This window comes from Acinetobacter sp. CIP 64.7 (assembly GCF_000369745.1).
In the GTDB taxonomy this organism is placed as follows: Bacteria; Pseudomonadota; Gammaproteobacteria; order Pseudomonadales; family Moraxellaceae; genus Acinetobacter; species Acinetobacter fasciculus.
This window is the reverse complement of record NZ_KB850179.1, coordinates 67,001-81,613: the sequence shown is the minus strand read 5'-3', so window position 1 is coordinate 81,613 and position 14,613 is coordinate 67,001. Positions and strand designations below refer to the sequence as shown.

Annotated in this window: 12 protein-coding genes and 1 pseudogene; 6 read left to right on the top strand and 7 right to left on the bottom strand. The window is 42.5% G+C overall.

All coding sequences use genetic code 11. From position 1 onward, the window contains the following. Window positions 1–21: 21 nt before the first annotated feature. Window positions 22–1,008 carry an alpha/beta hydrolase gene (locus F890_RS06800; protein ID WP_004278833.1) on the bottom strand — a complete coding sequence of 329 codons (987 nt, stop codon included), beginning with the start codon at window positions 1,006–1,008 and terminating at the stop codon, window positions 22–24. Between the two features lie 266 nt (window positions 1,009–1,274). On the opposite strand from F890_RS06800, the gene F890_RS06795 reads away from it, so the two are divergent. Both F890_RS06795 and F890_RS06790 read left to right on the top strand, forming a co-directional pair. Further along, complete coding sequence (locus F890_RS06795; RefSeq protein ID WP_004278834.1) at window positions 1,275–1,718, top strand: universal stress protein; 444 nt, start codon at window positions 1,275–1,277, stop codon at window positions 1,716–1,718. A gap of 136 nt (window positions 1,719–1,854) precedes the next feature. Then, window positions 1,855–2,301, top strand: a complete 447-nt coding sequence (locus F890_RS06790) for a universal stress protein (protein ID WP_004278835.1) — start codon at window positions 1,855–1,857, stop codon at window positions 2,299–2,301. A 33-nt stretch (window positions 2,302–2,334) separates the two neighbouring features. Here F890_RS06790 and F890_RS06785 read toward each other — a convergent pair whose 3' ends face one another. Beyond that, window positions 2,335–2,544 carry a hypothetical protein gene (locus F890_RS06785; protein WP_004278836.1) on the bottom strand — a complete coding sequence of 70 codons (210 nt, stop codon included), beginning with the start codon at window positions 2,542–2,544 and terminating at the stop codon, window positions 2,335–2,337. Between the two features lie 215 nt (window positions 2,545–2,759). Further along, complete coding sequence (pepN, locus tag F890_RS06780) at window positions 2,760–5,366, bottom strand: aminopeptidase N (RefSeq protein ID WP_004731462.1); 2,607 nt, start codon at window positions 5,364–5,366, stop codon at window positions 2,760–2,762. Between the two features lie 361 nt (window positions 5,367–5,727). Here pepN and F890_RS06775 point away from each other — a divergent pair, with 361 nt between their 5' ends. The 3 genes from F890_RS06775 (at window position 5,728) to thiM (ending at window position 8,187) form a co-directional block, all read left to right on the top strand. Further along, complete coding sequence (locus F890_RS06775) at window positions 5,728–5,985, top strand: hypothetical protein (RefSeq protein ID WP_004278839.1); 258 nt, start codon at window positions 5,728–5,730, stop codon at window positions 5,983–5,985. Between the two features lie 161 nt (window positions 5,986–6,146). Further along, complete coding sequence (locus tag F890_RS06770) at window positions 6,147–7,307, top strand: hypothetical protein (RefSeq protein ID WP_004278840.1); 1,161 nt, start codon at window positions 6,147–6,149, stop codon at window positions 7,305–7,307. Between the two features lie 31 nt (window positions 7,308–7,338). Continuing rightward, entirely contained in the window at window positions 7,339–8,187 is an 849-nt protein-coding gene (gene thiM / locus F890_RS06765; protein ID WP_005266199.1) for a hydroxyethylthiazole kinase, read from the top strand. A gap of 66 nt (window positions 8,188–8,253) precedes the next feature. Here the strand turns inward: thiM and F890_RS18095 are convergent. Then, window positions 8,254–9,001 (bottom strand): annotated as a pseudogene (locus tag F890_RS18095) (IS5 family transposase). A gap of 570 nt (window positions 9,002–9,571) precedes the next feature. Further along, window positions 9,572–11,095 carry a TerC family protein gene (locus F890_RS06755; protein WP_004731467.1) on the bottom strand — a complete coding sequence of 508 codons (1,524 nt, stop codon included), beginning with the start codon at window positions 11,093–11,095 and terminating at the stop codon, window positions 9,572–9,574. A 742-nt stretch (window positions 11,096–11,837) separates the two neighbouring features. Between F890_RS06755 and F890_RS06750 the strand changes: the two genes are divergently transcribed. Next, a complete protein-coding gene (locus F890_RS06750; RefSeq protein ID WP_004278843.1) occupies window positions 11,838–12,302 on the top strand; it encodes a MarR family winged helix-turn-helix transcriptional regulator in 465 nt (154 codons plus the stop codon). A gap of 77 nt (window positions 12,303–12,379) precedes the next feature. Here the strand turns inward: F890_RS06750 and F890_RS06745 are convergent, their stop codons facing one another. Together F890_RS06745 and F890_RS06740 are read right to left on the bottom strand one after the other, a co-directional pair. Further along, window positions 12,380–13,042, bottom strand: a complete 663-nt coding sequence (locus F890_RS06745) for an SOS response-associated peptidase family protein (protein WP_004278844.1) — start codon at window positions 13,040–13,042, stop codon at window positions 12,380–12,382. 92 nt (window positions 13,043–13,134) lie between these two features. Beyond that, window positions 13,135–14,583, bottom strand: coding sequence for an aldehyde dehydrogenase family protein (locus F890_RS06740; RefSeq protein WP_004731470.1), 1,449 nt, complete (start codon window positions 14,581–14,583; stop codon window positions 13,135–13,137). Between the last annotated feature and the right edge of the window lie 30 nt (window positions 14,584–14,613).

Sequence of the window (14,613 nt, the reverse complement as noted above, 5' to 3'; positions counted from 1 at the left end):
TCATTTTGCACAGTTTTCTCTTCAAGGGGAAAGCTGATGTAAAAAATCCAGGGTTTTGACAAAGGTTTGCTGACTTTCCTTTTTTCCCATAAAAAACTGATATTCATGAATGAGCCAGGCTTTAGACTCTGGATAAAATATTTCAGTCACAGGAACCTGCTGTTCCTTCAAAGCTTTTACAAATGGTAGTGACTGAGTATCGGTCAGAAAATCCTTATTCCCACCACTGATCAGGACAGGTGGATAAGACGGCGTAATATACTGAATCGGAGAAATCTGCTTTAAAAACGCGGCATCATGTTTACGCTCGCCGGTATAAGCCTGAATCAGGTTAAAGACACCCCATTCGATAATTTTCATTTCTTCAGGTGCTGTGCTGGCAAATGCTTCCAAGTCATAAATTCCACAATGCAAGATTAAACCTTTAAGCTGCGTAGGTTGCAGATGAGGCTGAATACCGGATTGGTTGGCAAATACAGGGTTGGTCAAAAGAGCGGCGTAATGGCTGGCCATATTCGCCCCGGCAGAATCTCCGGCCAGATATAAGTTCTGGGCATCGATTTGGTAGGTGTCTGCATAGGTATCGAGAAATTCAAGTGCCTGATTGATCTGGTGTAACTGGCTTGGATAGGTCACTTGTGGCGCAAACTGATATTGCACGGATACCACGTTATAGCCCTGTGCCGCCAGCAGCTTGAAATAACCCCGTGCATGTTCTTTAGAACCTGAAATCCAGCCGCCGCCATGAATCCAGACAATGGTCGGTCGTGGGCCAATACTGGCAATATTCTGCGGCTGATACAGATCCAGAGATAATTTCTGCTGCGGCGCATAGGTAATATTTTGCTGGACGATAACCGCACCAGGCGCATAACGATCCATCACTTTTTGCTGCAAGCCTGTGGTCAGGTTAAAAGCACCGGCAATGACTTTACTGTTCTGTGCGGTCTGACAGCCGGAAAGAATAACTGAACTTATGAGCAAAAGATGAATGGCAAAAAACCTCAAAACAGTCCCCTATACATGATCTAAAAACAGGCTACGGCAGTTTAAACTATCCTGCTGCAAACAAGGACTATTCATCCTCTTATTTTTGATCACTAAAACTGCAATTCCGAGTTTTTTACTCTGTTTTTTTCATCACTTTTACATGAAAAATATTTGTAATTTAATGAGTTTTTTCAATTTTACCGCTTTTTTGCAATTGCACCCGCCACAGCACTGTGCTATCAATAAACCAAGCCTAAAAATCAGACAACCTGCGGAGAAAAGCCATGGCCTATCAACATATTTTAGTCCCAGTGGACGGTTCAGAAATTTCCTTTTCTGCAGTACGACATGCTGCCAAAATTGCCAAGGCATTTGGTAGTCAGCTTTCCCTGATCAGCCTGATCGCAGAAGATCCTTTTACCGAGGCTGATTTCTATTACAGCTCCTCCATCATGAAGGAATATTTTATCGAGGCACATGCCAATGCAAAAAAGGCCTTGAAAGAAGCCACTGCCATCGCAGCCGGTGAAGGTATTGAAGCGCAATCCCGCATTGTCACAGGTTTAGTCAATGCAGAACATATTGCTGAAACCGCGGGTGAGGTGAAAGCCGACCTGATCGTCATGGGTTCTCATGGCCGTAAAGGCTTCCAGAAAATGATTCTGGGCAGCTTTGCACAAGATGTATTGGGTGCGAGTGAAATTCCCGTACTGATCGTGAAAAAATAATCCTGATGCTGCGCATCTTCAAGATGCGCAGTACTTGCTACTTTTACATTTGAACCTCTAGCAAAACATGCTGTGGAGATTTACTCGCTTAAACCACACTCCCCCTTTACTGCAATAATAAATATGAGGAAGCACCATGAATAACTATGATCATCTTCTCGTAGCACTCGATGAGTCCTCGATTTCCTATGCTGCCGCAGATCATGCCCTGGAACTGGCCAAAGTATTTCATAGCCATGTCACTTTACTCAGTGTGATTGCGGTGGATCCCTTTAAGGGCGTAGATTTTTACAAAGTTGCTCCTGCAGTCACAGACTATTTTATGCATGCAGAACAAAATGCGCTGGATCGTTTAAATGAACTGAAACTGAACTTTGTTCGTGATGGCATCCAGGTGACGACAAAAATCCTGCATGGCATGGCGCCGTCAGAAGGCATTATGCAGGCTGCAAATGAATCCCCGACCGATATGATCATTATGGGTTCACATGGTCGTAAGGGTCTGCAAAAACTCATGCTGGGCAGTGTCGCTCAGAATGTTCTGGCACTTTCCTCTATTCCAGTCCTCATCGTCAGACAATAAGATGCTTGATCAAAGCCTGTATGATGCAGGCTTTTAGCGAAGTTTTTGATTTAACTCACTTAAGAATATTTCAGCATCAAGCTGGCTTTGAAATACTTTTTTGTATTCTCCGACCTGCTGAATGGAATGCGGCGTATATTGAATGGAGATTTCAAGTAAGCCATTTTCAGGATTCTTGCTGACATGTACGGCAATAATATGCTGGCTATTTAAATAAAAACCATCTTCAATTTTCACTAACATATCTTGGACAACCTCTAGTAAGCGAATCTGTAGATCCCTTTACCTAGCTTACAGCTTAATAAACAAATACTCTTTTCCGTATAATCATACTGTAACACCCTTTGGTACTTACCTAGGCCTTTAGAGAAATTCAACTGTATTTAAAGCCAGCATTTGAAATAAACAGGAAATAAAAAACCGGATCAGGTCGATCCGGTTTTTTATGAATATTGATGTTATACGCTGAGCATACTATTGAGTGTCTCAGACACATTTTTAGATTTAACCAGTGGCTTTAAGGTTTCAAGCTGTGCTTTCACTTCACTGCGTTGCGGTTCTGCCAAGGTATACCAGCGTGACAATACCTGTAGCAAACGTGAGCCTACAATCGGATTTTTCTCGTCCAGATATTTTGCCAGTCCAATAAAATGCTGCACGCCAAAGCTCCAGGTATTGACCGGATTAGCATTCAGCCCCCCGCTCACTGCACGGATACGGTTAGGCACAGCCAGATCATAATCCGGATGCTGGGTCAGATACGCAATCGTTGCATCCGTTGCTTTTGGATGTGCTGCCTGAACCATAAACCATTGGTCTAAAGACAAGGCTTCATCTTCAAAGCGGCTATAGAAATCTGCCAAAGCTTCTTCTGCTTGTGGTGCATCATTCCAGACCAAGACTTTCAGCGCACCCAAACGTTCAGACATATTCCCCGTGTGATATTGCTCATAGGCTAAATCAAAGGCAAATGCATCTCCCTGACGAGCCATCATCGTCAGCATAATATTTCTTAAAGCACGCACACCCATCGCTTGTGAGAATTCAGATTGCAGATCAGGATCCAGATTAAGATAAGTTTCTTTCGCTGTTTCTCCAAAAGCACGTGCCAGAGTATGTAGCAAAGCCTCACGCTTTTCCTGAATCATGACCGGATTATAATCCTGATCAATACGGCTACCTAAATAACCTTCCGACGGTACATCAAACAGACGTGATGCCAACAGCGGATCTTTCTCAATCACATCCGGCAAGGTATTGAGCATAGCCTCGATATAAATTTCTGCAGGCTGGTCATCCAGCAAGATACGCTCGAGTAAGGTCTGAGTTGCTTGCCACTGGTTAAAACCATTGGTCTCGTATTGCAACAGGAAAGCCAGTTCTTTTTCTGAATAGTCAAAGTCCAGATTCACCGGTGCAGAGAAATTACGCAGCAAGGACACCACCGGTTTTGCTGTCACACCGCTAAATTCGATCGTGGCTTCATCCTGATCAAACAGATACACGCCATCTTTGACGCCATTTTCAAAGAGTGCCTCAGAGTTCAGCGTTAGCTGCTCACCGCTTTCAGCATCAAACAATGCCAAAGCCACTGGAATTGGAACTGCTTTCAGATTCGGGTATTTGGCATGCGGTTTCAGGCTTTGCTTGAAGTGAAGACGATAGATTTGGGTCTCAACATCGTACTCAGCTTTTACTTGCAATTTAGGCGTACCTGGCTGGTTGTACCAGGTCAGGAAGTTTGAAAGATCCACACCTGAACCTGCTGTAAGCGCGGCCACCCAATCCTCAACTGTTACCGCCTGACCATCATGACGGCGGAAATATTCATCGGTTCCCTGACGGAATTTTTCCTTGCCAAGCAAGGTCGCCATCATGCGGTTAATTTCCGCACCTTTTTCATAAACAGTGGCAGTATAGAAGTTGTTAATTTCTACAAAATGATCCGGACGCGGTGGATGCGACAGCGGCCCTGAATCTTCCGGGAACTGATGCGCTTTGAGAACTGCTACATCATCAATACGTTGTACCGCAGCCGACTGTAAATCTTCCGAGAAAGACTGGTCACGGAATACAGTCAAGCCTTCTTTCAAACATAACTGGAACCAGTCACGACAGGTAATCCGGTTACCAGTCCAGTTATGGAAATATTCATGTGCAATGACTGACTGCACTCGCATGATTGCGGCATCAGTGGTGTACTCTTCATCGGCCAGCACGCATGAAGTATTGAAGATATTCAGACCTTTATTTTCCATGGCACCCATGTTGAATGCACTGGTCGCCACAATCATGTAGTTATCCAGATCATAAGGCAGACCATAATGCTCCTCATCCCAACGCATGGAATGTTTGAGCGCTTCCATGGCGATCTTGCATTTTGGAATATCTTTTTCTTCTGCATAGATTTCCAGAGCTACATTGCGGCCTTCCGATGTGACATAAGAATCTTTCATCACGGCCAGATCACCAATCACACAAGCGAACAAATAGCTCGGTTTCTTGGTCGGATCCTGCCACACGGCATAGTGACGATTGGCATCGACTTCACCGGTTTCCAGCAGGTTACCATTTGCAAGCAAAACCGGATATTTCTTATCTGCTTCGACACGCGTCGTAAAGACCGACAACACATCTGGACGGTCTGGATAGAAAGTAATTTTACGGAACCCTTCTGGTTCATTTTGGGTCACAAACAGATCTGAACTGGCCTGATATAAACCTTCCAGCATCGTATTACTTTCGGGGTGGATTTTAACCACAATTTCAAGCAACACTTGATCAGGTGCATTGGCAATGACCAGCTGTTCAGCATCCAAGTGGTAGTCACTGGCATTCAGGGTTTGACCATTTAACTTAATCGATTGCAGCTCTAGATCGCGGCCAAGCAGAACCAGATCGCCAGCAGTTTGGCGCTGCATCTCCAGCTTGCTGCTGACCAGACTGTGGTCACTATAGACTTGGATATTCAGGTCGATGGAATCAACAATAAAGGAAGGTTTTTGATAGTCTTTTAAATAAATGGTTTGATCCGCTTCGATCACCGGGTTTGCCGCAATATTCATGTCCTGTCCTAATCTTTTATCGTGTTCGACATTGTTCATGTCAAAATCATACGCCAAGTTTTAAACGCTGTCTGTGCATTTGTATTGTTAGATCTAATATGGGCATTTCATGCACCACTTTCAATGCATTCTGCCTAATTGAGCAGCACTCGACTCTACATAAGAAATATCTGTGCCATAAAAATAGTCAGGATCATAATTTCTGACATTTTCATAAATAACTGATTTAAAAATATATAATTTTATTTGCTGAGTACCGAATAAATTCTGATTAATAAATGAGCACACTTCTTGCTACAGTTAAACTGTGTTTTTCCACACTTCCAATGAAAGAATAATGATAACGATGATGAGGTGAGCCATGTATTTAAAACAGCATGTTGTACGGATCGAAAATATCAAAACTTTGCAGACCCTGGATCAGGCCAATATTGACCATAAAGTGATTGCCCTGTTGATGAGCTGTGAAGGCATTCCGCTTCAGGCCCATGAAGTGACTGCCATTCTCAACACCTACGATGCACTCGGTGCCAAAAAAGTGCCCTCTAAAAAGGTTCAGGCCTTAATTCATGCCAAACACCGCGGCGAGGAGGACGACACATTACCCTGCCCGGTTTAAAAAACGTCATTTCATGTTTTTAAAATCAGAGCTACTTCGGTAGCTCTTCTCTTGTTTGGGTGACTAATTTTGATTTAGAAAAATTGCACCAGTCCACTACGTTTGCATCTCATCAGCCGTGTATAATCAAATGCCCTTCCATTCTAGAGTTGCTCGCGACCATGGTATTCAGTGTTCTGCAAAAACAGCTTGATGAAAGTACTCACTGCCCATTGTGTAAGGCATCGATGTATTGGATTGAGGCAGAACAATATGATCAGGAGCTGAGCTATCATGAATGCAGCCATTGCCAGCATCAGCTTTACTCCGATCAAAAGCACAATTGTTATTGCGAACAATGTCTGGCGCAGCGTAAACGCATGCTCAAGGAAGTCCGTTTACAGGAAAACCGTCAATATCATAAAAAACAGGATCGGCCGGTTCTTGAGCTGAATCAGCTCAGTTTTATCAATAAGCTGTTTTTACTTTCGGTTCTGGATGAACAGGTGCAGGAATATAGTCAGCACCGTGAATATATTGACTGGCATCAAATTCGATATTATTCCATCAGTCCCAACTATCTGTTTCAGCATGGTCTGGTAAAAATCCTAATCAGGGATCAGGTTCTGATTCCCAAAGATCTCCAGCAGGAAAATCAGCATTATTATATTAATGTGCGACTGGATGGTTATTCTGAACCGACCCTGTTCAGTATCACCCAGCAGCTGCGCAACTGGTTTTATCAAAACCTGAGCCAAGGTGTGCCCTTTAAAAGTGCAGATGAAGTCAAAGATGCACTCTATTGCCTGCTATATGAAGAAATCATTCAGTTTGCCCAATTCTATTGCCGTAGCTGGAATGTGCAAATTGCCGGAAATCAGAGCTTTCAGACCTTTTGCTATCGTCTTTTGGATGTACTGGCTGTGGGTCAGATTTATTATCTGGTGCAGACCGGGCTGGAATATCTATATAAACAAAAAGCCCTCAAGCCCCGCAATGAAAACTTTATTAATACCAATCTGCTGAAAAAAACCTTGCAGCAGTACCGCGAACGTTCAGTTACAGAAAAATGGGAAACCTCTACCCTGCCGCGTCCACCGCAACTGGCATTCAGCAAGATGAGCGAAATCCTGTTTTATCGGTTTTTGGGCTATGATGAAAATATCTTCTTTCAGCCGGTGTGGCGTTCGTGGCACAAGATCGAACCTCGCCTGAAATTTTATTCCCAGAAACGTTGTATGCACTGCGGCTCACAGGAACTGTCGGTGGATTATGATGCCAGTGACTATGTCAGCCTGTTCTGTCGTAGCTGCAAGCATCAAGACCATTATTTTACCCGCTGACCGAATACAACGAATCTTTCTCCTATTCTAAATGACCACGATGACTACTTCGATGCAAGCATTACAGCAAACACTTCTGGACCAGATCTGTGAAGCCTGGTTGAAACTTCAGCAACAGCAACCCCTGGTGCATATCATGACCAATACGGTGGCCAGCAACTATGTCGCCAATATTGTACTGGCTGCACATGCTTCTCCGGCCATGATCGACAATCCTTTTGAAGCTGAAAGTTTTGCCAAGATTGCAGCAGCAATCAGTCTGAATCTGGGTACACCAACTACCGAGCAGGTTCAGGCGATGCAGATTGTTGCGAAAACTGCACATCAATTGCAAAAACCGTGGGTGCTTGATCCGGTCGGTTATGGAACAGTTCTGCGCTGGCGTTCTGGCGTCGTAGATCAGTTGATGCATTCCCAGCCTACGATTTTACGAGGCAATGCTTCTGAAATTGGTGCTTTGGCTGGCAAGCAGATCGAGTCCAAGGGTGTAGACAGCACAGTAGACAGTGCGGATGTTTATTTACAGGCGCGAAGTTTGCTGGATCATTGTGAATGTATCGCAATCTCCGGTGAATCTGATTACATTATTTCGAAAGACTATCCTGTGATACAGGTGTCAGGCGGTTCTGCTTTACAGCCCCGAATCACGGCGATGGGATGTGCGCTCGGTGCACTGATTGCTGCATATAGTGCAGTAACGTCTCCCGTCCTTGCTGCATTGACTGCGCATGTACATTTTGCAATTGCCGGTCAATTGGCATTTGAACCTGCGCAACAGTTAGGCTGTTTTAATGTCGCCTTTCTGGATGAAATCCATCAACTCAATACTGAAACAATCCGACAATACGCCAACTTTAAAATTCTGCCAGAATCCATTTAGTTTACGGGTCACTTCATGGGTGTTTATTCTCTTTAATAGATAATCATCCCTATTTAGGGCGTGTCATCAATTAAGCCATATCATGATTGAGGCAAGGTAGATCGCTGACAGGAAGTTTTGAGCCAATTTATCATAGCGCGTAGCAATACCTCGATACTGCTTGAGCTTGGCGAAGAAATTCTCGATCAGATGTCTTGCCTTATAAAGATGTTGGTCATAATCACGCTGATCAATCGCGTTACTTTTGGATGGCATCACGACTTGACCATTGATCTTATGAATCGGATCAATCACTCGATCCCTGGAATTGTAGGCTTTATCCATAAGCCATGTTTGGCTTAACGATAAGTCCAGTAACACATCGGCACCGTTCAAGTCATGGGCCTGCCCGGCAGTGAGATAAAATCCTGTTGGGTTGCCTAAAGCATCAGTACGGGCATGAATTTTGGTACTTAAGCCACCTTTACTGCGTCCGATCGCCTGTTCTTTTTTTTCCGGCACTGTGTTGATGAGCGCGCACAATGGTTGAGTCCAGCATGGCATATTCATTATCACTGTCATGTGATAGCACTTCAAAAACTCTCTGCCACACGCCTGTTTTAGCCCAACGGCTAAAACGGGTATGTACGACTCTAAAATCACCGAACCGTTCGGGTAAGTCTCGCCACGGAATACCTGAACGATAACGATAGAGTATTGCCTCAACAAATAATCGGTTGTCTTTGGCGGTTACTCCAACAGTACCCGGCCGTCCAGGCAACAGATCCTTGATCCGTTCCCACTGATCATCTCTTAATGCATAGCGTTTAGTCATGAAAAAATAATGAGGACAGATTAGATTTTCTCAAGCTAATTGATGACAGGCCCTAGATTGATCCTACTCATTTGCTTTATTGATCTCCTTAGAAATGTTCTGCCTAGCTCTTTCGGAGATCATTTTTGAGTAGTTTTATTCTGAACTGAGTAGGCTTTATACAACTTATCTAGTGATTTCCACACAAACGGTTTCCATTTTACTTAAGATCTGTTTGCATCACGCAAATCTAGTTCATGTGAATTGTAGTTCAATTTTTTGTCAGTATTTAAATATGACTTTTAAGTTTTGATTAACAGGTTACATAAATCAATATTTAAAGCCTGATCATGCTTATTTTTGATTGCTGATTTGACTTTTTCGGCTTTAAAATTTCAGTGCAATACTAGGATATTCAGCTCAATCGGGAACATGACTAATAGTATGAATAGACTAATAAAAATCAGTTCAAACAATGAGCTAACTTTGATTTCAATAAGTCAGCTTTACAAATATGCATTAAAAAAGCCAGCTGCCACTAAAGCAACTGACTTTTAAGATTTGAATAAATAACGTGTTTAAAACACCTATTTAACCTGCGTAATGAATGCTGACCGACTTGATACGATTGCTTTCAATTTCAGTGACTTTGAACTGTACACCTTGATAATTTAACTCGGTGCCCACGTCAACCGTACTGTTGGTTTTATCCAGAATCAAACCCGCAACACTGATATAACCGGCATCTTCATCAATCAGATCAATCATGCCAAGTTCCAGTTCAAGCTGATAAAGATCTAACATGCCCGATGCAATCCAGTGCGTATCATCGATTTTAACTAGATCTAGCTGTTCATCAGCATCCGGGAATTCACCGGCAATTGCTTCAAACACATCTAGCGGTGAAATCAGACCCTGCACATTACCAAACTCATCACTCACCAAGACCAAAGAACCTTTAGAGGTACGCAAGGTATTGATTGCGTCAATAACTTTCATTTTTTCAAAGATATAAATTGGGCGATGACGTTTAATCAGTGCTTTTAATTCTTCCGGCTCTTCCAGTACATCCAATAATTCTTTGGCACGTACTACGCTAATCACCTTATCTAGGCTACCGCGACATACCGGGAACAGACTGTGTGGAACAGATAGAATTTTTTCACGGATCTGTTCTGGGCTATCTTCCAGATCAACCCATGAAATCTGACCGCGCGGCGTCATGATCGAAGCGACTGAACGCTCTGCAAGGGTAAGTACCCCACCAATCATATAGCGCTCTTCATCTGCAAAGGTTTCTTGTGCCTCATTATTTTGAGTATCTGTCGTCTCTAACTTGCCACCCATTAACTTTAGGATCGAGTCAGCCGTACGATGACGCAAAGGAATCTTAGATTCATGTTTAGCAGCATTACGCTGACCAAACTGGTTAAATGCTTCAATTATGATCGCAACACCAATACCTGAATAGATATAGCCTTTAGGAATATGGAAACCAAAACCTTCTGCAATTAGACTGATACCAATCAAAAGTAGGAAGCTTAAACACAGAATCACCACGGTTGGATGACGGTTCACAAAATTGGTCAATGGTTTCGATGCCAGTAGCATCACGCCCATTGCGACAATCATGGCAGCCATCATGACATAAATATTGTCGACCATACCAATGGCGGTAATCACTGAATCTAAAGAGAAAACAGCATCTAAAACAACAATCTGTGCAACAACAGCAGTGAAACTTGCATATACCACATTGGTAGACACTGTGACTTCAGGTTTACCTTCAATCTTTTCATGCAGCTCAGTAACGGCCTTATACACCAGGAACAAGCCACCAAATAACAAGATCAGGTCCCGACCGGAGAAGGTCCAGTCAAACACAGTAATCAATGGTTGTGTCAAAGTGACCAACCAGGCAATGGCAAATAACAGGCCTAGACGCATGAATAATGCGAGAGACAAACCAATAACACGTGCTTTATCGCGTTGTTCAGGAGGAAGTTTTTCAGCCAGAATGGCAATGAAGACTAGGTTATCAATACCTAAAACAATTTCAAGAATAATAAGAGTAATTAAACCTACCCAGATTCCGGGATCTAATAAAAATTCCATTAGAGAATGACCCCGTTCGAGTAAGCTAGAAATAGAGATGGAAGATCAACGCACGGCGAGGGATCCATTAAAATTTAACCTATGCAACTTAAGACTATTCCATTATGCATAAACTGAGTATTTTGTAATGTATTAATTTACAAAAAAATTACATGATCATGATTTTATTGAGACTTTTATGATCAACTGATTGATGCTGAAACTGATTAATTTTAATTTTTTCTACATCATTTATTCAAATTGAATTAAAAATAAACAGAATTTAGTTTGATTAGACCATTACTTTTAAGGTCACTTAAAGATTAGAGCATAAACTATTTTTTTATTGAAAGAACAATCACTTAAAAATATAGCTGTAAATAATCATTTACTATATTGACTAAAACCACTCAATCACCCTATATTTCTTAAATCGATTAATTTATTGAAATACAATTATTTGCATTAAAACCTATTCAGACAGGCTGCTTAAGAACAATAAAAAGTCTTGGAAAACATTTCTACTCACGAAATACATAATGAGGAATTAAATTTATACAAAATATTATCGCCTTTCATCCGATTTTAAAGAACAATCTTCGCGCCAGATAAGGCTCACATGCAGAACTGATCAACTCCTTGGGATGTTAAGCAAAACTAAAAAGTGTTAGCGCTTTAACATTTTTAAAATAAAGGTTGAAATATGCATAAACTTTTTCATAAAATGAACGGGCCCTAGAAAAATAAATACAAGGAACATTTCATGACTAAGAAATATGCAAAATTTTTGCCGTGTACGGAAGAATTTAATTTAGAAAACTTTCCATATTATTGGGTAACTCAGGTTCATGCTCAATACGTCGTTAATGTCGATCATGCACTAAAAAAGTATGGTGTTGACAATTCCCGCCGCCGCATCCTTCTTGCACTAAAAGCCAAACCGCATGCCAGTGTTTCTGATTTGTCAGAGATGGTTGTTTCTAAAATGTCGACCACGACTAAAATTGTCTACCGCTTAAAAGACGAAGGTCTGGTTGAAACCTATTCATGTGAGGATGACGCACGGATTACCCGAGTATTTTTGACTGACAAAGGCATGCAAATGACACATAAGATCAATGATCTGACCAATGTCGTACTGGAACAGTCATTTGAAGGCCTGACGCCTTTGCAAATTGAAAAAACCATGGAAAGTTTACGTCATATTTTCAAAAATTTAGCTCGTTAAAGACCTACTTTTTATTTTAAATAGACGCTGGCGAATTGGCGCATACTTTATAATAATAAATAATTCGCCAGAGCTTTCTAAAAATCAAAAAAGTTCAGTTGTGGACTGACTTTTTTGATTTTTTCTTTTGGTACATGTGAGCATTCAAAATCTTCTACCGGAAAGCCCTCTACAAAGCTACGAATATCCGGATGCCTTAGCGTTAGCCATTCTTGCAGTCGCTGCTGTGGAATCACAATAACCGAGCGTTTGATATTACCCGGCTCATGAAACTCCTTCATCATGGGATGGTCAATTGCATCCATGGTAATCATACTGGCAGAGCGTACAATTTCACCTTGTACCCGAGCAATCTCATACACAGCTGCAATAAAAGTCGCCTGACCATCTTTACGTCTTACACCCCAACGCTGCGGTTTATTGTCAAAATATTTGGACTCATAAAATTCCGATACCGGAATGACGCCAAAATGACATTTGGCGGTGGCTTCAGCGAAGGTGGGCCTTTGCAGTAAGGTTTCATTTCTGGCGTTATAGGTCTTGGTGCCTATAGTTTTGTCTTCTGCCCATTTCGGAATGAGTCCAAAATTCACAGGACGCCATTCCAGTCCTTGAGCTGAATGAAACAAAAGCGGTGTAGCATAATTGGGATAAACCTCCTCTGGATATTCAAAAGGAATTTCTGGCAATCCCAGATTATGCAACTGCTCTAAGGTTAAAGGCTTAAAATTGGCGCACATGGCTCATATATGTAAATCATTCGACCATTAGATTATACCGTGCTGCCAAGTCGAAGCCTGTCGTATTTCTATAGTTTTAGGCGTGTTGACTGTTATGAATTCGGGACAGTCAACCAATGTGTCCGGGTAAATTCCTCAAAAATCCAGCGGCCATTAAAACGACCCAATCCTGAATTTTTCTCGCCACCAAAGGGTGCATTTGACTGGTCTGCAACACTAATGCCATTAATATGTGTCATCCCAATATCCAGTTGTGCCGCAAACGCGCAGCCTCGCTCCATGTTTGAGGTACATACTGCACTGGATAAGCCAAACTCGGTCGCATTGGCTAGGTTTAAAGCATGTGCTTCATCCCGGGCTTTTAAGATAGGTAAAATCGGACCGAAGCTTTCTTGCTGCGCCAGATCGGAATCTTCCGCAACATCAATAAAAATATGCGGAGAAACCAGATTCCCTTCAATTCCTCCTTCATAGACCAGTTGCGCGCCCTGCTCGCTGCCCGTTTGAATGATCTGTTGATGCTTTTTAACCTGACTCTGGTTAATGATCGGACCGATCATGGTATCTTCCAGATTTGGATCACCCACCGGAATCATTTTGATCCGATCCAGAAGCTTATCTACATAGGCATCATAAATAGAGGCATCGACAATAACCCGATTGGTACTCATGCAAATTTGTCCCTGATGCATAAAACGCCCCATCAGCGTCAGTTCAACTGCTAGATCAAGATCGGCATCATCCAGAATGACCAAAGGCGCATTGCCACCCAGTTCAAGTGCCAGACGTTTGATGCGGGGACTAGCCAAGGCTTTGCTACCGACACTTTTCCCCACTTCAGTCGAACCGGTAAATGAAATCATTTTCGGCACTGAATGCTCAACAAAATAATCCCCGATTTCACTGCCAGCACCGGCAACAATATTCAGTGTACCTGCAGGCAAACCTGCTTCTTCAAATAGCTTGCCGATTAAGGTGCCGCCAGTCACCGGCGTATCACTGGCCGGCTTCAATACAACGGTATTGCCACAGGCAATTGCAGTAGCCACTGAGCGTAAGGATAAATGAAATGGAAAGTTCCATGGACTAATGACAGCAATCACGCCTAAAGGCTTACGCAAAACTAAACTTTTACGTGCTGGATCTTTGCTTTCCAGCTGTTCAGTTTGGATCTGATCTGGAAAAGCCAGACTTTCCAGAATGATGCCCAGAGCAGCATCTACCTCAACGCCAGCTTTAATACGTGTACTGCCTGATTCAATAATCAGCCAGTCAATGATTTCATCACGACGCTGCTGAATAATTGTGATCACATTTTGCAACACTGTCTTTCGTACTTCAGTGGAATTCAAAACACCCTGCTGAAAAGCCTGCTCTGCTGCGGTATAAGCACTGTCTACATCGACAGAACTGGCAGCTGCCATGCTAAAAATTTCGCTCTGGGTATAGGGATTGATATTTTTTATTGTTCTGGTTGAAGTACCGCCTTGCCACTGGCCATGAATAAATTGCTGATCTAAATTTTGATATACTGTTGTCATTTTATTGTTTCCTCGCATGCTTTGCCCCAC